The sequence below is a fragment of the Caulobacter sp. DWR1-3-2b1 genome, assembly GCF_049895765.1.
In the GTDB taxonomy this organism is placed as follows: Bacteria; Pseudomonadota; Alphaproteobacteria; order Caulobacterales; family Caulobacteraceae; genus Caulobacter.
In genome coordinates this window covers 44,101-62,468 of record NZ_JAFCSZ010000011.1, presented here as the reverse complement: position 1 = coordinate 62,468, position 18,368 = coordinate 44,101, and the positions used below count along the sequence as shown (strand labels likewise).

The 18,368-nt window shown below is 67.6% G+C and carries 15 protein-coding genes and 1 pseudogene; 13 read left to right on the top strand and 3 right to left on the bottom strand.

Going from position 1 to position 18,368, the window contains the following annotated elements; translation table 11 throughout:
• Nucleotides 1-213: 213 nt before the first annotated feature.
• The 9 genes and pseudogenes from ACP69S_RS12095 (at nt 214) to ACP69S_RS12055 (ending at nt 9,062) form a co-directional block, all read left to right on the top strand.
• Nucleotides 214-942: a FadR/GntR family transcriptional regulator gene (locus tag ACP69S_RS12095; protein ID WP_425997514.1), complete on the top strand. Its 729-nt coding sequence runs from the start codon at nt 214-216 to the stop codon at nt 940-942.
• Between the two features lie 251 nt (nt 943-1,193).
• Nucleotides 1,194-2,210, top strand: coding sequence for an L-glyceraldehyde 3-phosphate reductase (mgrA, locus tag ACP69S_RS12090; protein ID WP_425997609.1), 1,017 nt, complete (start codon nt 1,194-1,196; stop codon nt 2,208-2,210).
• Between the two features lie 141 nt (nt 2,211-2,351).
• Nucleotides 2,352-2,411 (top strand): annotated as a pseudogene (locus ACP69S_RS12085) (hypothetical protein); the annotation flags it as partial.
• 184 nt (nt 2,412-2,595) lie between these two features.
• Nucleotides 2,596-2,949, top strand: coding sequence for a hypothetical protein (locus ACP69S_RS12080; RefSeq protein WP_425997512.1), 354 nt, complete (start codon nt 2,596-2,598; stop codon nt 2,947-2,949).
• 191 nt (nt 2,950-3,140) lie between these two features.
• Nucleotides 3,141-3,506 carry a hypothetical protein gene (locus ACP69S_RS12075; RefSeq protein ID WP_425997510.1) on the top strand — a complete coding sequence of 122 codons (366 nt, stop codon included), beginning with the start codon at nt 3,141-3,143 and terminating at the stop codon, nt 3,504-3,506.
• Between the two features lie 68 nt (nt 3,507-3,574).
• Nucleotides 3,575-4,009: a hypothetical protein gene (locus tag ACP69S_RS12070; RefSeq protein WP_425997508.1), complete on the top strand. Its 435-nt coding sequence runs from the start codon at nt 3,575-3,577 to the stop codon at nt 4,007-4,009.
• A gap of 68 nt (nt 4,010-4,077) precedes the next feature.
• On the top strand, nt 4,078-4,710 hold the full coding sequence (locus ACP69S_RS12065; RefSeq protein ID WP_425997506.1) for a glutathione S-transferase family protein: 633 nt from the start codon (nt 4,078-4,080) through the stop codon (nt 4,708-4,710).
• 122 nt (nt 4,711-4,832) lie between these two features.
• Nucleotides 4,833-5,954, top strand: a complete 1,122-nt coding sequence (locus ACP69S_RS12060; protein ID WP_425997504.1) for an efflux RND transporter periplasmic adaptor subunit — start codon at nt 4,833-4,835, stop codon at nt 5,952-5,954.
• A gap of 12 nt (nt 5,955-5,966) precedes the next feature.
• On the top strand, nt 5,967-9,062 hold the full coding sequence (locus tag ACP69S_RS12055; protein ID WP_425997502.1) for an efflux RND transporter permease subunit: 3,096 nt from the start codon (nt 5,967-5,969) through the stop codon (nt 9,060-9,062).
• Here ACP69S_RS12055 and ACP69S_RS12050 read toward each other — a convergent pair.
• The gene (locus ACP69S_RS12050) at nt 9,059-9,748 is read right to left on the bottom strand and encodes an arylesterase (RefSeq protein WP_425997500.1); all 690 of its coding nucleotides are present in this window, start codon (nt 9,746-9,748) and stop codon (nt 9,059-9,061) included. The genes ACP69S_RS12055 and ACP69S_RS12050 overlap by 4 nt on opposite strands.
• A gap of 56 nt (nt 9,749-9,804) precedes the next feature.
• Here ACP69S_RS12050 and ACP69S_RS12045 point away from each other — a divergent pair, with 56 nt between their 5' ends.
• The 4 genes from ACP69S_RS12045 to ACP69S_RS12030 all read left to right on the top strand — a co-directional run bounded on the left by ACP69S_RS12045 (nt 9,805) and on the right by ACP69S_RS12030 (nt 15,968).
• The gene (locus ACP69S_RS12045; RefSeq protein WP_425997498.1) at nt 9,805-10,503 is read left to right on the top strand and encodes an ABC transporter ATP-binding protein; all 699 of its coding nucleotides are present in this window, start codon (nt 9,805-9,807) and stop codon (nt 10,501-10,503) included.
• Entirely contained in the window at nt 10,500-13,016 is a 2,517-nt protein-coding gene (locus ACP69S_RS12040) for an ABC transporter permease (protein ID WP_425997496.1), read from the top strand. Before ACP69S_RS12045 ends, ACP69S_RS12040 begins: the two co-directional genes overlap by 4 nt.
• 111 nt (nt 13,017-13,127) lie before the next feature.
• On the top strand, nt 13,128-14,450 hold the full coding sequence (locus ACP69S_RS12035) for a PQQ-dependent sugar dehydrogenase (protein WP_425997494.1): 1,323 nt from the start codon (nt 13,128-13,130) through the stop codon (nt 14,448-14,450).
• 66 nt (nt 14,451-14,516) lie between these two features.
• Nucleotides 14,517-15,968 (top strand): carotenoid oxygenase family protein, encoded by a 1,452-nt coding sequence (locus tag ACP69S_RS12030; protein ID WP_425997492.1) that lies wholly within the window; start codon nt 14,517-14,519, stop codon nt 15,966-15,968.
• 116 nt (nt 15,969-16,084) lie between these two features.
• Here ACP69S_RS12030 and ACP69S_RS12025 read toward each other — a convergent pair whose 3' ends face one another.
• The gene (locus tag ACP69S_RS12025) at nt 16,085-16,876 is read right to left on the bottom strand and encodes a DUF1295 domain-containing protein (protein WP_425997490.1); all 792 of its coding nucleotides are present in this window, start codon (nt 16,874-16,876) and stop codon (nt 16,085-16,087) included.
• 210 nt (nt 16,877-17,086) lie between these two features.
• Nucleotides 17,087-18,310: an acetyl-CoA acetyltransferase gene (locus ACP69S_RS12020; RefSeq protein WP_425997607.1), complete on the bottom strand. Its 1,224-nt coding sequence runs from the start codon at nt 18,308-18,310 to the stop codon at nt 17,087-17,089.
• Nucleotides 18,311-18,368: the final 58 nt, after the last annotated feature.

The window sequence follows — 18,368 nt, the reverse complement described above, 5'->3', positions numbered from 1 at the left end:
GTTTCTCCGTCACCCTCCCCCCCCATGCGGTGGGGGGGGGGTGCCCGGGGGGGGGGGGGCCGCCCCGCGGGGGCCCCCCGACGACGCAAGATTGGTCAGACAACCCTGGGAGGGCCGTGTATTCGTTGACGCAAGGACTGTTCGAGCCAGAGCGAACCACGCTAAACAGCACCGAGTCAGATCGCGCCACCTCGCAGAAAAGAAGACTAGCCGATGCGCACCCAGCCTGGCCTCAGTTTGACCTACGGTCTGGTCGAGGCGCTAGGTCAGGCCATTGTCACCGGTGAATATGTCACCGTCGGCTTTCCCACCGAGGGCGAGCTTTCCAAGCAGTTCGGAGCCAGCCGCACGGTCACCCGCGAGGCGGTCAAGATGCTGACCGCCAAGGGCCTGCTCAGCGCCCGCCCCCGCCACGGCACGGTGGTCGAGCCCGAGGGCGACTGGAACCTGCTCGACCCCGACGTCCTGCGCTGGCTGCTGGAGCGCAAGTTCTCCCTGCGCCTGCTGGCTGAATTCACCGAGATGCGGCTGGGCATAGAGCCCGCCGCCGCCGCCCTGGCCGCGCGAAACGCCGACGAGGCTGGGCTGGAAGAAATCCGCAAGGGCCTGCGCCGGATGAAGGCCGCCGCCCAGGGCGAGGATGACGCCCTCTCGGCCGACATCGCCTTCCACATCTCGATCCTCAACGCGACCAAGAACCCGTTCTATCGCGAGCTGCACGAGCTGGTGAACACCGCCCTGCGCATCTCGATCCGGTTCACCAACCGCATCAAGGGCCGCACCGCCAGCATTCCCTCGCACGAGGACGTGGCCGAGGCGATCATCGCCCGCGACGCCGACAAGGCTTCCACCGCCATGCGGCTGATCATCGTCGATGTGCTGGAACTGATCCGCGCCGCCTCGCCGTCCACCGAGTCGGAAGCCGCTCGCCGCGAGGCCTGAAAACCGGACTTGCCGCGTCCTTGTCACGCGCTGGAGCATTTTCCGATAAGTGTGAAACGGTTATCGGATCGAAAAATGCTCTAAACTTTTGATTTAGAGCCCTTTTCGCCCGACCCTGATGAAGCCATCAGGGTCGGAAAGGGCTCTAGGTTGACAACGTTGTCAGACACAAGACGGACCGACCCGTTACGGCCCGCGCATTAGGGACACCTGCCTTGACCTATGTAGCCGCCCCGAACCGCTATGACGCCATGCCGTACCGCCGCACCGGGCGCAGCGGTCTGGACCTGCCGGCCATCTCGCTGGGCCTGTGGCAGAACTTCGGCGGCGAGGACGTTTTCGAGACCGGCCGCGCCATCCTGCGCCGCGCTTTCGACCTGGGTGTCACCCACTTCGACCTGGCCAACAACTACGGCCCGCCCTACGGCTCGGCGGAAGAGAACTTCGGCCGCGTCATGGCGGCCGACTTCAAGGCCCATCGCGACGAGCTGGTCATCTCCACCAAGGCCGGCTGGGACATGTGGCCTGGCCCCTATGGCGGCGTCGGCGGTTCGCGGAAGTATCTTATCGCCAGCTGCGACCAGAGCCTCAAGCGCATGGGCCTGGACTATGTCGACATCTTCTATTCGCATCGGGTCGATCCGACAACGCCGCTGGAAGAGACCATGGGCGCCCTGGCCCACCTGCACCGCCAGGGCAAGGCGCTGTATGTCGGGATCTCCTCCTACTCGCCCGAACTGACCCTCAAGGCCCACGCGATCCTTAAGGCCGAGGGCGTGCCGCTGCTGATCCACCAGCCGTCCTATTCGATGCTCAACCGCTGGATCGAAGACGCCTTGCTGGACGAGCTGGAGACGCTGGGCGTCGGCTGCATCGCCTTCTCGCCGCTGGCCCAGGGCCTGTTGAGCAACAAGTACCTGAACGGTGTCCCAGCCGACTCGCGCGTGGCCAAGGAAGGCTCGTTCGGCGGTCACCTGCTGACCGAAGACAACCTGGAGCGCATCCGCGCGCTGAACGCCATCGCCAAGGCGCGCGGCCAGACCCTGGCCCAGATGGCCATAGCCTGGGTGCTGCGCGACCCACGCGTCACCTCGGCCCTGGTCGGCGCCCGCACGGTGGCGCAACTTGAAGACTCGCTGGCCGCCCTGAACACCCTGGCCTTCTCACCCGAGGAGCTGGCCGCCATCGACCGCCACGCCTCCGAGGGCGGGATCGATCTGTGGAAGGTGTCATCGGCGCTCGAAACGGGCGATGTCGTCGCGCGATAGCGACGGCGGCTTGCTCCTCGCTAAGGCAACGCTTTAGATTAACGGATGGACAAGGGGGCGATCCATCCGGGCGAGGTCGCCACCGGCCTTGATCGGCTCACCGAGCGTGAGCGCGAGTGCCTGCGCCTTGTCGATCATCACATGAGCTCCAAGGAGATCGCCAGAGAACTGGGCCTCTCCAAGCACACCGTCGACTGGCACCTGGACAAGGCTCGCAAACGTCTGGGCGCGCCTGATCGCTATGCCGCCGCGCGGCTTGCCTTCGACCGCTCCACCCCTTCGCCACTCGGCGCCCCCCCTCCGACCGGATCGGGGTCCTATCCGCCCCGGCTAGGCGCTGCTCTCTCCTCGCGGTCAGCTGACCGCATCGAGCAAGGAGCGTTCAGTGACCGAGTTGAACCCACACCAGAAGGACGCGATCGGCAGGGCGACCCATCTGCGCGAGGACATAAAGCGCTTCCATCGGACCTGGCCGGCGCTGAACTCTCCACCCGACCAGGCCCCGCCGTTCACCTGGAGCCAGCTGGAGCGACAGCTTTCCAACCTTTCGGCGACGCCGGGCGGCGCGGCGCTGGTCCAGGACCTGGTGGCGGCCACACGCAAGCAGGCGCAGTTCAAGCCGGCGGAGATGGTGCTGCGCGAGATCCTGTGCATCGCCAGCGCAGTGATGGACGAGACCTTCCCGCCTTCGGATCCCGAGGGGCCCTCTTCCTGTTCCGAGGAGGCCCCAATGCGCTGACAGCCCTTCACCGATTTGGGTTCATCGTCGCCGTGATGATCGTGACCGCCCTGGCGTTCGGATCGATCCTGGCCGGCCTTCGAGCCCTCGAAGAACTCTTCTAGAATCGCCTCGCCGACCGCGAGGCCCATCAATCCCGACAACTTGACCCCCGCAACGCGCCGACACCGCTCGGCGTGAGGAGACCGCTCATGCTCAAGCAACGCCGTCAGGCCGCCGAAACCGTCGCCGAGGCCCTGTTCGCCGCCGAAAAGGCCATCGACGCCGCGATCGCTCGCACCGCCAATCTCGCGGGTCTGATGCCCACCAGCCGTGAAGAGGCCAATCTTTCGGCCCTGATCGGCCAGGACGCCCTGATGGGCGCCATCCACACCATGCAGGCCCTGGGCGTCGCCCGGCAGAACATCGTCGACACCCACAAGCGCCTGTCGGTCGCCCAGCGCGACATCGGGCTTGCCGCGGTATCGTTTGGCAGTGGCGGCGAAAAACCTCCCACGCCCGAGGGTCGTCTGGCCGATGGCTGGCTGGAGGTCGTCAAGCCCCTTCGGGTCGCCTGATATAGAGCCCCGGTCGTTGGCGGCGGCCGGGCCTAGCCTTCCTCGCTCCGGCGCCGCAGGTTCGATCGATGGGATTCCACGCGCTGTATCAGTGGGCCAGCCTGCTGGCCCTTATCGTCACCTGCGGCGCCGCCGTCTGGCGGGGCGGGCGACCCGAGCGATGGGCCGCCGCCGCCATGGCCCTGGCTTGGCTGGGCAGCACCTTCGCCCAGCGAAGCCTGCAGCTATGGGGGCCTCAAACCGGGATCATGATCATCGACGGCCTGCTGCTGGCGGCCCTGCTGCTCATAGCCCTGAGGTCGGATCGCTGGTGGCCGATGTGGGCCAGCGGCTTCCACGGCCTGGGCGTGTTCCTGCATTTGGCGGTGATGATCGACGCCGGCATCTGGGGCCGGGCCTATTACGTCGCCGGCGCCATCTTCAGCTATCTGACCATGATCGCCCTGCTGATCGGCAGCCTCTCTCGGCCAAAACGGCCCGCCGAAACCCCTTCGGCAGGTTGACCCAGCGTCATAGAAGACGGCCCGCCGGTTTTCTGGTTCGCTTGCCGCAAGCTTCGACTGGGGTCTCGATGATCACCCTCTATCACTGCCGCGACGCCCGCTCCTTCCGCCCGCTCTGGGCGCTGGAGGAGCTTGGCCTCGCCTACGACCTCAAGCTCCTGCCCTTCCCGCCCCGGTTCCTGGCGCGGGAGTTTCTCGACGAAAACCCGCTGGGCACCATCCCGCTGCTGATCGACGGCGACACCCGTATGACCGAGTCAGCGGCCATGATCGAATATCTGTCAGTGCGCCACGGCGGCGGCGCGCTTTCCGTGCGCCCGGACGAGCCCGGCTACGGCGCCTATCTCAACGGCCTGCATTTCGGCGAGGCCACCCTGACCTTTCCCCAGACCCTGGTGCTGCGCTATTCGCGTCTTGAGCCGGAAGAGCGCCGCAGTCCCCAGGTCGCCGCGGACTACACCCGCTGGTTCCTCGCCCGCCTGAAGGGACTGGACCTGATCCTGCGGGACCACGCGTTCGTCGCGGCCGACCGATTTACGGGCGCGGATATCTCCATCGCCTACGCCCTGCTCCTGGCCACGTCCCTTGGCGTTTCGGACCAGTTTCCGGCTGAAGTCGCCGCTTACTGGTCGCGCATGAGCGCCCGCGATGGTTTCGGCCGCGCCGTCCAGGCTCAATCGGGAGCAGCACCGTCGATCTGATCGCGCGCCCTTATCGTCTTACGATGATTTAACTCAGAGACCTGAGTTTTGTCGGCTAGAAGGCAAATGACAGCTTTCTGGGACAGTCGGGGACGATCGTGGATTACGGGATCAAGGGGCGCGTGACGCGTTCGAGCGCGCTGGTTGTGGTCCTGAGCATCGGCGCGATCGCGCTCGCCGGCTGTGGCGGCGACGACAAGAAATCCAAGAAGGCCAAGGCTCCGCCCAGCGCGACCGCGACCGAGACGGTCAGCGTCGCCCTTGTGACGTCGCAGGCCGTTCCGCTCGAGATCAACGCCACGGGCACCATCTCTCCGTGGGAAGAGGTCATCGTCGGCGCCGAGACCGGCGGCCTGACCGCCGTGACCGTCAATGCCGAGGAAGGCCAGACCGTCCGGGCCGGCCAGGTTCTGGTCAAGCTCAACGACACTCTGCTGTCGGCGCAGCTGCGCCAGCAGGACGCCAGCGTCGCCAGCGCTCGCGCTACCCTGGCTGAGGCCGAAGCCGGCCTGCGCCGCTCGCGCGAACTGCAGACCAAGGGCTACCTGTCGCAAGCCTCGCTCGACACCAGCCTGGCCCGTCAGCAGACGGCGTCCGCCCAGGTCGCTGCGGCCCAGGCCTCGCGCGGCGAGACCGCCGCCCGCGTCGCCCAGACCGCGATCCGCGCGCCCGTGTCAGGCCTGATCAGCCGTCGCAACGTCACCAAGGGGCAGATTGTCAGCACCGGCGCGGAAGTCTTCCGCATCGTCCGCGACAGCCGCCTGGAACTGGACGCCGAAATTCCCGAGACCGATCTGGCCCTGATCAAGCCCGGCATGCCCGCCACCATCGTCTCCGACAAGGTCGGCGAGGCGTCGGGCCGCGTGCGTATCGTCACCTCGGAAGTCAATGGCCAGACCCGCCTGGGCGTCGCCCGCGTGGCCCTGTCGGGCATGGGTGGCTTCCGCCCCGGCATGTTCGCGCGCACCACCATCCAGGCCGGCAACCAGCTGGCCCTGACCATCCCGAGCGCCGCTGTGCTCTATCGCGAAAACCGTCCGGGCGTATTCGTCGTCGACGCCAAGAAGCGTGTCCATTTCCGCCGGATCGTCATCCTGGCCACCACCGCCGATCGGATCGCCGCCACCGGCGTCGCCGCCGGCGAGCAGGTGGTCGTCGAGGGCGCCGGCTTCCTGGGCGAAGGTGACTCGGTCCGGATCGGCAGCGCCGTTCCCACGATCTCCGCCGCCAAGTCGGCCCGTTAGGAGCCCGACGCCATGAACAACATGTCCGCCTGGGCGATCAAGAACCCGATCCCCGTCATCCTGCTGTTCCTACTGCTGACCATCGCCGGTATTTCCGGCTTCCGCAGCATGCGCATCAATAACAACCCTGATGTCGACCTCCCGTTCGTCGTCGTCACGGCCGTGCGCCCCGGCGCCGCGCCCAGCGAACTGGAAACCCAGGTCACGCGCCTGATCGAGGACTCGATCGCCGGCCTGGGCCAGGTGCGCCACATCAATTCCACCATCACCGACAGCGCCTCGACCACCTTCATCGAGTTCGAGCTGGGCGTCGATCACGAGCGCGTCACCAACGACGTGCGCAACGCCATGTCCGGCCTGCGCAGCGAGCTTCCGCAGGACATGCAGGAGCCCACGGTCACGCGGATCGACATCTCCGGCGATCCGCTGATCACCTATGTCGTCAAGGCCCCGACCCTGACGCCGGAGCAGCGCAGCTGGTTCGTCGACAACGATGTCAGTCGCACCCTGCTGGCGCTGAAGGGCGTCGGCGAGGTCAATCGCCGGGGCGGCGTCGATCGCGAGGTCGAGGTTGCGCTCGATCCAGACCGTCTGGCCGCGCGCGGCGTCACCGCCGCCCAGGTCAGCCAGGCGCTGGTCTCGTCCAATGCCGACCTGCCCGGCGGCCGGGTGACGATCTCCGGCTCCGAGCGCGCCATCCGCACGCTCGGCGCGGCCGACTCCATCGACCAGCTGCGCGAAACCCGCATTCCGCTCAGCGGCGGCGGCAGCGTCCGCCTGGGCGACCTCGGCACGGTCGAGGATCACTGGGCCGAACCCCGTTCCCGCGCCCGTTATGACGGCCAGGAAGTCGTGACCTTCAACATGGTCCGCTCGCGCGGCGCCAGTGAGGTGAAGACCGCCGAGAAGGTGCGCAAGGCCGTCGAGAAACTCGACAAGGCCCACCCTGAGCTCGAGATCAACGAGATCACCTCGAACGTGAAATATATCGAGGACAGCTACCTTGCCTCGATGGAAGCCCTGATCGTCGGCGCGGTCCTGGCCGTGCTGGTGGTGCTGCTGTTCCTGCGCGACTGGCGGGCGACCTTCCTGGCCGCCGTGGCCATTCCGATGTCTCTGCTGCCCACCTTCGCGGTGATGGCGCCGCTGAATCAGTCGCTGAACGGCATCACCCTGCTGGCCCTGTCTCTGACCGTGGGCATCCTGGTCGATGACGCCATCGTCGAGATCGAGAACATGGTCCGCCACATGCGGGGCGGTAAAACGCCCTATGCGGCCGCCATGGAAGCTGCGGATGAGATCGGTCTGGCCGTCGTGGCCACCACCTTCACCATCGTGGCGGTGTTCGCACCCGTCGGGTTCATGCCGGGCGTCGTCGGCCAGTTCTTCAAGGCCTTCGCCCTGGCCGCCTGTATCTCGGTGCTGTTCTCGCTGGTCGTGGCCCGCCTGCTGACGCCGCTGATGGGCGCCTACATGCTCAAGCCCAATCCCAAGCACGAGGACAAGGACCCGCCCTGGATGGGTCCCTATCTGAAGAGCCTGAACTGGGGTCTGAACAATCGCTGGAAAGTCCTCGCGATGGGCATTCCGATGTTCCTGATCTCGGGCTTTCTGGCCACCCGCCTGCCCTTCGAATTCTCGCCCGCGGCCGACCGTGGCCGCGCGCCGTTCTCCGTCGAGCTTCCGCCGGGCGCCACGCTCGACGAGACCGACGCCATCGTCCAGCGCATGGCCAAGGAGCTGCAGGCTCGTCCCGAAGTGGCCGGTGTCTACGCCTCGGTCGGCTCCAACAACGCCGTCAACACCGCGACCCTGAACGCCGACCTGGTGGAAAAAGGCCAGCGCATGGGCCAGCAGGAGTTCAGTCGCCTGATGGTCGACAAGTTCGCCGCCATCCCGGGCGCGCGGATCGGCTCGGGCTCCAATAACGGTGGCGGCCCTAGCGACGGCACCAGCTTTACCCTGAGCCTGCTCAGCGACAACGGCCCCGCCCTGGAAGCCGCCGCCCGCAAGGTCGAGGCCGAGATGCGCGGCGTGCCGGGTCTGGCCCACGTGGTCAACACCGCCTCGATCGCCCGTCCCGAGATCGTCGTCGAGCCCAGGCCCGACCAGGCTGCCCGCGCGGGCGTCTCGGCCGGCGTGATCTCGCAAGCCGTGCGCGTGGCCACCATCGGCGACGTCGCCCAGAACCTGCCAAAGTACAATCTGGGCGACCGCCAAGTGCCGATCCGTCTACGCCTGACCCAGGACGCCCGCGAGGACATGGCGGTCCTGCAGACCCTGCAGGTGCCCACCGCCAATGGCCCCGTGCCTTTGAACGCGGTGGCCGACGTGCGCTTCGGCGCCGGTCCGTCCCAGATCAGCCGTCAGGACCGTTCGCGCGTCGCCACCATCACCGCCGAACTCGACGGCATCGTCGTGGGCGAGGCCAGCAAGCGTGTCCACGCCCTGGCCTCGGTCAAGAACCTGCCCGCCGGCGTCCAGGAGGTGCCGGCCGGCGACGCCGAGTTCATTCAGGAGATGGTCACCGGCTTCGCCGCCGCCCTGATCACCGGCATCCTGCTGATGTACATCGTGCTGGTGCTGCTGTTCCGCAGCTTCGCCCACCCGATCACCATCATGGTCGCCTTGCCGCTAGCCATCGGCGGCGCCTTCGCCCTGCTGGTGCTGGCCAAGTCGAGCTTCTCGATCTCGACCCTGATTGGCATCCTGATGCTGATGGGCATCGCGGCCAAGAACTCGATCCTGCTGGTCGAGTACGCGATCATGGCGATGAAGGAGCACGGCATGAACAAGCGCGAGGCCATCGTCGACGCCGCCCACAAGCGGGCGCGGCCGATCCTGATGACCACCGTCGCCATGGCGGCGGGTATGGCGCCCGTGGCCTTCGGCTTCGGCGCGGATGTCGAGTTCCGGGCTCCGATGGCCATCGCCGTCATCGGCGGCCTGATCACCTCGACCCTGCTGTCGCTGCTCTATGTGCCCGTCGTGTTCATCCTGATGGACGGCCTGAAAGTCCGCGCGGATCGGCTCATGGGTCGCGTGTTCGGCCGCAACGCCCACATCGCTCACCCGCCGATCAACAAATCGACCCTGATCGACGGCTAAAGACGATTCGCGCTGTGAACCGGAATTGTGGTTCGCAGCGCGGACGCCACCGTGGGCGCCAGCCGCTCGGCGATCACCCGCGCGCCGGCAGCGTTGGGGTGGATGCCGTCGCGCTGCATCAGACGCTGCGCGCCGACCACGCCGGTCACGAAATCCGGATGGAAGACCACGCCGGTCTCGCGGGCCAAGGCCGGATAGAGGCCGGTGAACTGCCGCGCATAGGACGCGCCGATCAGGGGCGGAGCCCGCACGCCGGCCAGCACCACACGGATGCGGCGGGCCTTCAGCTTCTCGATAATGCGCTTGAGGTTGGCCTTGGTTCGCGCCGGGTCGGCGCCCTGCAGCAGATCGTTGCCACCCAGGGCCACAACGCAAACGGCCGTCTCGGCCGAGACGCTGAAATCGACCCTGGCCAGACCGCCGCCGCTGGTGTCGCCCGAGACGCCGGCCCCGCGCACCGCCGCCTTCACGCCCATCCGGTCCAGCGCGACCTGCAACTGCGCCGGCAGGGCGTCGCGCGCGGGCAGGCCCAGGCCAGCGGTGATCGAGTCGCCCAGCACCGTGACGATAGGGAGCTTGTCGGCCGCCCCCGCGCTGGATGTGCCGCCTGTCGAAACGGCAGTGGCGGCGGCAAATCCGAAAATGGCCCCACGTCGGGTGGGGTCGGGCGGTGTCATCGTCTTCATGAGTCCCTATGTGGGGTTGGGGCGAGACAACTTAACGCGCGAAACAAGGAAAGTTCATGACCGACGCCACTGCGCCGCTTGCCCTGTCGTCGGTGACCCTGACCCTGCCGTCCACAGCGGGGCCGGTGAACATCCTGCGCGGCGTCGATCTGAATGTGGCGGCGGGCGAGCGCGTGGCCATCATCGGACCGTCGGGCTCGGGCAAGTCGTCGCTGATCTCGGTGGCCGCCGGGCTCGAGCGCCCGACCTCGGGAACGGTCGAGCTGTTCGGGCAGGACCTGGCCAAGCTGGACGAAGACGGCCGCGCCCGTCTGCGCCGGGGCCGCGCTGCCCTGGTATTCCAGAGCTTCCACCTGCTGCCCAACATGACCGCCGAGGAGAACGTCGCCGCGCCGCTGGAGATCGCCCGCGCGGCGAACGCCCTGCCGACCGCCCGGGACTGGCTGGGAAAGGTGGGATTATCCTCGCGCCTGACCCACTATCCGCATCAGCTGTCAGGCGGCGAGCAGCAACGCGTGGCCCTGGCTCGCGCCCTGGCGGCGCGGCCGATGCTGCTGTTCGCCGACGAGCCGACCGGCAATCTCGACTCGCGCAACGCCGGCGCAGTCGCCGACCTGATGTTCGACCTGGTCGCCGAATGCGGCGCGGCCCTGGTGATGGTCACTCACGATCCGATCCTCGCCCAGCGCGCCGACCGCATCGTTCGCATGGCCGATGGCAAGGTCGTCCCCGATGCTACTGGGGCCGCCGAGTGAGCGCCCTTTCGTTCCGCCTCGCCGCCCGTGAACTGCGGTCCGGCGTCCGGGGCTTTGGAATATTCTTGGCCTGCCTCGCCTTGGGCGTCGCCGCCATAGCGGCGGCCAGCTCAACGGCCGAAGCTTTCCGGCGCGGGCTAGCATCCCAAGCCCGTGAGATCCTCGGCGGCGATATCTCCGCCTCGGTCGAGAACCGCGACTTCACCCCGCAAGAGCGCGCCGCCTTCGCCAGGCTGGGCGTGGCCTCCTACACCGCTCGCGTGCGGGTCATGGCTGAGGCGCCGTCAGGCGACCGGCGGCTGGTCGATCTGCGCGGCGCCGATGCTGGCTATCCTTTGACCGGCAAGGTCGAACTGCAAGGCGCAGGCTCGCTCGCAGAAGCTCTGGCCACACGCGACGGCCTGCCCGGCGCGGCGGTCGAGCCCGCCCTGCTGGACCGCCTGAACCTGAAGATCGGCGACCGGTTCGAAGCCGGCCCCCTGACCCTGGTCGTCCGCGCCGCCATGATCCGCCAGCCCGACAGCGTGGCGCGCGGCTTCGTGCTGGGTCCCCGCGTTCTGGTGCGCCGTGAGCTGCTGGATCCAACCGGACTGCTCGCTCCCGGCCTGCCATCGGCCCAGACGGTTCGCATCGCCTTGCCACAAGGCGCCGACCCGGTCGCGGCCGGCAAGGCGCTGAAGAAGACGTTCGGCGAGAACGGGCTCTATATCCGCGACCGCTCCGACGCCGCGCCGGGCGCGCGCAAGCTGATCGACCAGCTGGAATACTTCCTGGGCTTTATCGGCCTGGCTTCGCTAGTGGCCGGCGGTCTGGGCGTGGCGGGCGCAGTCTCGGCCTATCTGGCGACGCGCGAGCCTTCCATCGCCGTGCTTAAAGCCTTGGGCGCGGACGGCGCACTGATCCGCAACACCTATCTGATCCAGATCGGCCTGCTGGCCGGCCTCGGGGTGCTCATCGGACTGGTCATCGGCGCCATCGTGCCGCTAATTCTGGGCCAGATCGCCGGCAGCGCCCTGCCGATCCCGGCCCTGTTCGCGGTCTATCCCCTGCCCTTGATCAAGGCCGGCGCCTTTGGCCTGCTGGCGGCTGCGGCCTTCTCGCTGATCCCCCTGGCCCGCGCCCGCGCCACCCCACCCTCGGCCCTGTTCCGCCGCGCCTTGGGCGTTAGCGCGCCGTTCGGACTGGAGACCCTCGGCGCGGCGATCAGCGGCCTGGGCCTGGCCGCTCTCGCGGTCATCACAGCCCCGACGCCGATCGCCGCAGGGATCATGATCGCCGGCGTGGCCGTGGCCTTCGTCGCGCTCTGGGCGCTGGGCCTGCTGGCCGCGTGGCTGGCGGGCAAGGTCCGCGGCCTGGCGCGCGGTCCCATGCGCATCGGCCTGGCCAACCTGGCCGGCCCCCGCTCCGCCGCGCGGACCGCAACACCGGCCATCGGACTTGGCGTGGCCCTGCTGGCCTGCGTGGTGCTGATCCAGTCGGCCCTGCTGGCCCAGGTTCGCGAGGTCGCGCCCAAGAGCGCCCCGGCCATGGTCTTCACCGAAATCCCCGGCGACGAGGTCACCGCCTTCGACGCCGAGGTCTTTCGCGCCGCCGGCCCGCTGGATGCCGAAAGCTATCTGCGCATCCCCTTCGCCACTGGCCGGATCGTCGCCCTGAAGGGCAAACCCGTCGACCTGCAGGCCATCAAGGCGTCGGAGCGCTGGGCTTTCGACAGCGATGTGAACCTCTCGGTCCTCGAAGCCGAACCCAAGGAAGCAGGGATCGTCGAAGGCCGCTGGTGGCCGGCTGGCTACACGGGTCCGCCGCAGGTGGCGCTGGAGGTCGAACTGGCGCAGGGCGCGGGCCTGAAGGCCGGCGACATGATTACCCTCTCCGTCCTGGGCCGCGACCTGGAAGCCAGGGTCGCAGTCTTGCGCAAGGTCGAGTTCGGCGGCTTTGGCCCCAACTTCTCGATCATCCTGGATCCCAAAAGCCTGGAGGGCGCGGTGCTTCGCAACATCGCCATCGCCAAGATGGACCGCCCCGCCGAGGCCCGCCTGACCCGCGCCCTGGGCAAGAGCTTCCCGGCGGTAAACGTCATCAGCGTGCGAGAGCAGCTGGAGGCCGCCGCCGGCCTGTTCGACCGCCTAGCCCTGGCCATCCGGGGCGCCGCCGCCGTGGCAGGCCTGGCGGGCCTGCTGGTCCTGGCCGGCGCCATCGCCGCCGGAGCGCGAGCCCGGGCTCGCGAGGCCGCCACCTTGAAGGTGCTGGGCGGCACGCGCGCCCAGATCCTGTCGGCCTATGTCGTCGAATATGGCGCGGTTGGCCTGATCGCCGGAGCGGCGGGCGTGCTGCTGGGTCTGGCCGCCGCATGGCCCGTCGTGGTGCTGGTGTTCAAGGCGCAATGGAGTATCGACTGGGCGGGGGTCATGGCCCTGCTGGCTGGCGCTGCGGGCCTGTCGGCGGTCGGCGGCTTGCTGGCCGCGGCCCAGGCTCTTTCGCGACGTCCCGCGCCCGTACTACGTGCGGACTGACGATGGGGAAACTCGACGCGGCCCGGCAATAGTCTAGCGTTCCTTGCGACCCTCCCGCCAAAGAACGCGGAACGCTTCTCAAGCGTTATAGCCGGGTCTCAGGAGAGCCCCATGCCGCGCCTTCGTCACCCCGCCGCGCTCACGGTCACTGCACTGCTGGCGCTGGCCGCCTGTAGCCAGAGCGAGTCACAGACGGCCGCCACTGGCTATGGCCCCAACCCGGCCCTGCCAGCCCCGACCAAGTCGCTGTTTCCGACGGTGAAGGTCGCGCCGGTCAATCGCTGGCCAAACGGCGCAATACCCACCGCCCCGGCGGGCTTCCGGGTCACAGCCTTCGCCTCGGGTCTGGATCATCCGCGCTGGCTGCTGGTGCTCCCCAATGGCGATGTGCTGGTCGCCGAAACCAACGGACCGCCGAAGGAAAAGAAGAAGGGCTTCGATCTCCGGGCTTGGGCCGAAAAGCTGATCATGAGCAAGGCCGGCGCCAGGACGCCTAGCGCCAACCGGATCACCCTGCTGCGCGACGCCGATGGCGACGGTGTGGCCGAGATCAAGACACCCTTTCTGACCGGCCTGAACTCTCCGTTCGGCATGGCCCTGATCGGCGACACCCTCTACGTGGCCAATACCGACGCGGTCGTAGCCTTCCCCTATCAGGCGGGCGCGACAAGCATCGCGGCGCCCGCGCGCAAGATCGCCGACCTGCCGGGCGGCCCGATCAACCACCACTGGACCAAGAGCCTGATCGCCAGCAAGGACGGCTCCAAGCTCTATGCGACCGTCGGCTCCAACAGCAATGTCGGCGAGAACGGCATGCAGAACGAGGAACGTCGCGCCGGCATCCTGGAGATCGACCCCGCCACCGGCGCCAGCCGAGTGTTCGCCTCGGGCATCCGCAATCCCAACGGCATGGGCTGGGAACCTGTGACCGGCAAGCTGTGGACCGCGGTCAACGAGCGCGACGAGATCGGCAACGACCTGGTCCCCGACTACATGACCTCGGTGCAGGACGGCGGCTTCTATGGCTGGCCCTACAGCTATTTCGGCCAGACGGTGGACACTCGCGTGAAGCCGCCCCGGCCCGATCTGGTCGCCAAGGCGATCAAGCCGGACTACGCTCTGGGCGCCCACACCGCTTCGCTGGGCCTGACCTTCTACGAGGGGGCGACCTTCCCCGAGCGCTACAGAAACGGTGTGTTCATCGGCCAGCACGGCTCGTGGAACCGCAAGCCTCAGTCCGGCTACAAGGTGGTGTTCATCCCGTTCCTCGAAGGCAAGCCCGCCGGCCAGCCCGAAGACTTCCTGACCGGCTTTCTCAACGCCAAGGGCGAAGCCCAGGGTCGCCCAGTCGGCGTGATGGTCGACAAGACCGGCGCCCTGCTGGTCGCCGACGACGTAGGCAATGTGATCTGGCGGGTCGGCGCGGCGCGTTAACCCTGACTTACTTGCACAACAAGACTGACCGGCGGTAAGGTCCTCTATCCCTTCGCGAGGTCCGCCATGAAGATCGAACGCCTGCCGCCGGTGCGCACCTCGCTGGAGCCGACCAACCACCCCTATATGACCGGGGCCTGGACGCCGCTGCACGAGGAGGTCGACGCCTGGAACCTGGAGGTGCTGGAAGGCGCGATCCCGACCGACATCGACGGCGTCTATCTGCGCAACACCGAAAACCCCGTCCACCAGCCGCTGGGCCGCTATCACCCGTTCGACGGCGACGGCATGGTCCACCAGATCGAGTTCAAGGACGGCGCGGCCACCTATCGCAACCGCTTCATCCGCACGCGCGGCTTCGAGGCCGAGCAGGAAGCGGGCGAGAGCCTCTGGGGCGGTCTGGCTGATGGTCCGGGCATATCGAAACGCCCGGGCTTTGGCGCGCACGGGGGCCTGAAGGACACCGCCAGCACCGACATCGTCGTCCACGGCGGCGAGGCCATCGCCACTTTCTATCAGTGCGGCGAGGCCTATCGGCTGGATCCGTTGACCCTGGAAAACCTGGGCGTCGCTGCCTGGGCGCCGCTGGACGGCGTCTCGGCCCATCCCAAGGTCGATGAGGCCACAGGCGAGCTTCTGTTCTTCAACTACTCCAAGCACGCGCCCTACATGCACTATGGCGTGGTCAATGCTTCGGGCAAGCGCACCACCTACCAGGCCATCGATCTGCCCGGTCCGCGCCTGCCGCACGACATGGCGTTCACGAAGAACTATTCGATCCTCAATGACCTGCCAGTGTTCTGGGACGCCGCCCTGCTGGAGCGAAACATCCACGCCGTGCGCCTGCACAAGGGCGTGCCCTCGCGGTTCGGCATCGTGCCGCGCCATGGCGGCGAGGTGCGTTGGTTCGAGGCCGCGCCGACCTATGTGCTGCACTGGCTGAACGCCTATGAGGATGGCGACGAGATCGTGCTCGACGGCTACTTCCAGGAAAACCCGACCCCGCGCCCGCTGGAGGACGCGCCCGAGGGTCATGGCCACCTGATGGCCTATCTGGACGAGCACAGCTTCCGGCCGAAGCTCCATCGCTGGCGCTTCAACCTCAAGACTGGCGAGACCACTGAGGGCCATCTGGATGAGCGCATTCTCGAGTTCGGGATGTTCAACCAGCAATATGCCGGCCGGCCCTATCGCTACGCCTATTCCACCACGTCAAAGCCGGGCTGGTTCCTGTTCAACGGCTTCGTGAAACACGACCTGGAAACCGGCCAGAGCTGGTCGATCCAGCTGCCCGAAGGCCGCTACGCCAGCGAGGCCCCGTTCGCGCCGCGCGTCGGGGCGGTGGACGAGGATGACGGGTATCTGGTGAGTTTCATCATCGACGAAAACCGGGGGACGTCGGAGTGCGTGCTGATTGACGCCAAGCGGTTCGAGATCGTTTGCCGCATCGCCCTGCCGCACAAGATCAGCAGCGGGACGCATAGTGTCTGGGCGGGTCGGGAGATGCTGCGCGGTTAGCCACTAGCCTCCTCCGCGCTGCGCGCTCCTCCCCCGGAGGGGGAAGACGATCTCATCTGTCCCCTCCGGGGGTGGACGGTCGCGAAGCGACCCGGTGGGGGCAAGTGGTCGCCGACCTACCCTTTCTTCGGAAACCACGGGACGAACCCCGAGGTCCGCGCCACATAGCCCTCATAATCCGGTCGCTTGCGGCGCATGCGGCCCTCGACCGTCGGAACACCGCTCCACTTGGTCAGCAGGAAGGTCATCAGCACCGGAGCCGGCAGGGTCCAGGCGCCCAGTCCGGTTTCAGCGGCGATCAGATAGAGCCCCCACCAGACGCAGGCGTCGCCGAAATAGTTGGGATGGCGGGTATAGCGCCACAGGCCCTTGTCCATCACCTTGCCGGCGTTTTCGGGATTGGCCTTGAACGCTGCCAATTGCGCGTCGCCGATGGTCTCGAACAAGATGCCGACCACCGCGATGGCGGCGCCGGCACAGGCCAGGGCGCCCAGCGGCGCGGTCGAGCCGTGGCCCAGCTGCACCGGCAGGGCGATGACGAACTGCAAGGCGTATTGCAGGGCGAAGACCAGCAGCAAGGATGCCTTGGCGAAGCTCCAGCCCCGGTTCTGCTGGGCGTGGGCCATCATCGTCACATAGCGGCGGTCCGGTCCGTTCTTACGCCAGCGCCACAGCAGGTAGCCGCCCAGCCGCAGCGCCCAGACAGTGCAGAGCACCAGCAGCAGTGTCCCATGCGGCGTCGGCCCCATCTGGAGCCAGGAGGTCCAGGCGATCAGGGCCATGCCCAGGCCCCACCAGCTATCGACGAAGCTGACGTCCTTGAGACGAAGGCCGATCAGCCACAGCACGACAAAGGCGGCGGCCGAGACGGCGGCGTTGACAGCGAGCAGTTGGAGAATGGGGTTCATGGGCGTCCGGGTGTTGTGGTCGAGTAGATACGAAAGGCGGCGGCGAAAAGATCCTCCCCTGGAGGGGGAGGCGGCCGGAGGCCGGAGGGGGAAGGCCGCAATGAGTCAGCAGGACTTCCCCCTCCGTCGGCGGAGTTTATCCTCGGACCGGCCTCTGGCCGGATCCGGGGAGCGACACCTCCCCCGCCAGGGGGAGGATCTCCCGTACCGTTAAATCCCCACGACGAAGCTCACCGTCGTGGTCGTGGAACCGCCAATGTTCAGCGTCTGCACCGTCTTGGCCCCCTCGACCTGATAATCTCCGGCGGTCCCGGTCACCTGCTTGAAGGCGTCCAACGTCATCCGCACGCCGGTCGCCCCCACCGGATGACCAGACCCGATCAGCCCGCCTGACGGATTGATCGGCAGCTTGCCGCCCACGGCGATGTCGCCGGCCTCGATGGCCTTCCAGCTCTCGCCCGGCGCGGTCAGGCCCAGATGGTCGATGGCCATATATTCGGTGGCGGTGAAGCAGTCATGGGTTTCGACGGCGTCGATGCCGGAGACATCCGGCGCGATCCCCGCCCGGGCGCGGGCGTCGAGGATCGCGCGGCGCACCTGCGGGAAGACGTAGGGCTCGCTCCGGCTGTTCTCGATCTTGCGGGCATAGCTGATCGGCGCCGACCGATGGCCCCAGCCTTTTATGCGGGGAATACTTTCCAGCGCGATCCCGCGCCTGTCAGCATAGGCCCTGGCGCGCTCGGCAGAGGCGAGAAACACCACCGCTGTCCCGTCGGTGACCTGGCCGCAATCCTGCTTGCGCGTGCGACCCTCGACTACCGGATTGGCGACCTCATCTGCCGTGAAGGCCTCGGGCCCGAACCGCCAGTCGCGGGTCTGGGCGTTGGGGTTGCGGCGGCCGTTGGCGAAGTTGAGTTCCGAGATCGCCATCAGGTGCTCGTATTTCAGCCCGTAGCGGCGGTCATATTCCTCGGCCAGATCGGAGAAGGCGGCGGGCCACAGGAACCGCGCGTCCTGAAATTCATGTCCCGCCCAGGCGGCGCTGCCGAGGTTCTCGGCGGCCTTCTGGCCCGGGACGTTGCGCATCTGCTCGATACCGACCACGCAGGCCAGGTCGTAGCGGCCAGCCTCGATCTCGGCCGTGGCGGCCAGGATCGCGACACTGCCCGAGGCGCAAGCCGCCTCATGGCGCGCGGTCGGCAGGCCGTCGAAGGCCGGATGCACCTGACCGAACATGCCGCCCAGCAAGCCCTGCCCCGCAAATAGCTCGCCAGCGAAATTTCCGACGTGGCCGGTCTCTATCTCCTCGGGGTCGAGCTGCGCCGCCGCCAGCCCCTCGCCGACGGCCTCGCCAAAGGCGTCGGCCAGGTCGCGACCCTGCCGGCTCCAATTGGCCGAGAAGTCGCTCTGCCATCCGCCCAGCACATAGACCATGGCCGCCTCCCGCGCCGCGCTCACCAGTCAGTCTGACTATACAAGTGACTAAGGCAGA

Coding starts and splice junctions, on each gene's coding strand:
- ACP69S_RS12075 (WP_425997510.1), top strand. CDS start 3,141: ATGCTCAAGCAACGCCGTCAGGCCGCCGAAACCGTCGCCGAGGCCCTG.
- ACP69S_RS12030 (WP_425997492.1), top strand. CDS start 14,517: ATGAAGATCGAACGCCTGCCGCCGGTGCGCACCTCGCTGGAGCCGACC.
- ACP69S_RS12045 (WP_425997498.1), top strand. CDS start 9,805: ATGACCGACGCCACTGCGCCGCTTGCCCTGTCGTCGGTGACCCTGACC.
- mgrA (WP_425997609.1), top strand. CDS start 1,194: ATGCCGTACCGCCGCACCGGGCGCAGCGGTCTGGACCTGCCGGCCATC.
- ACP69S_RS12035 (WP_425997494.1), top strand. CDS start 13,128: ATGCCGCGCCTTCGTCACCCCGCCGCGCTCACGGTCACTGCACTGCTG.
- ACP69S_RS12070 (WP_425997508.1), top strand. CDS start 3,575: ATGGGATTCCACGCGCTGTATCAGTGGGCCAGCCTGCTGGCCCTTATC.
- ACP69S_RS12020 (WP_425997607.1), bottom strand. CDS start 18,310: ATGGTCTATGTGCTGGGCGGATGGCAGAGCGACTTCTCGGCCAATTGG.
- ACP69S_RS12025 (WP_425997490.1), bottom strand. CDS start 16,876: ATGAACCCCATTCTCCAACTGCTCGCTGTCAACGCCGCCGTCTCGGCC.
- ACP69S_RS12050 (WP_425997500.1), bottom strand. CDS start 9,748: ATGAAGACGATGACACCGCCCGACCCCACCCGACGTGGGGCCATTTTC.
- ACP69S_RS12095 (WP_425997514.1), top strand. CDS start 214: ATGCGCACCCAGCCTGGCCTCAGTTTGACCTACGGTCTGGTCGAGGCG.
- ACP69S_RS12065 (WP_425997506.1), top strand. CDS start 4,078: ATGATCACCCTCTATCACTGCCGCGACGCCCGCTCCTTCCGCCCGCTC.
- ACP69S_RS12055 (WP_425997502.1), top strand. CDS start 5,967: ATGAACAACATGTCCGCCTGGGCGATCAAGAACCCGATCCCCGTCATC.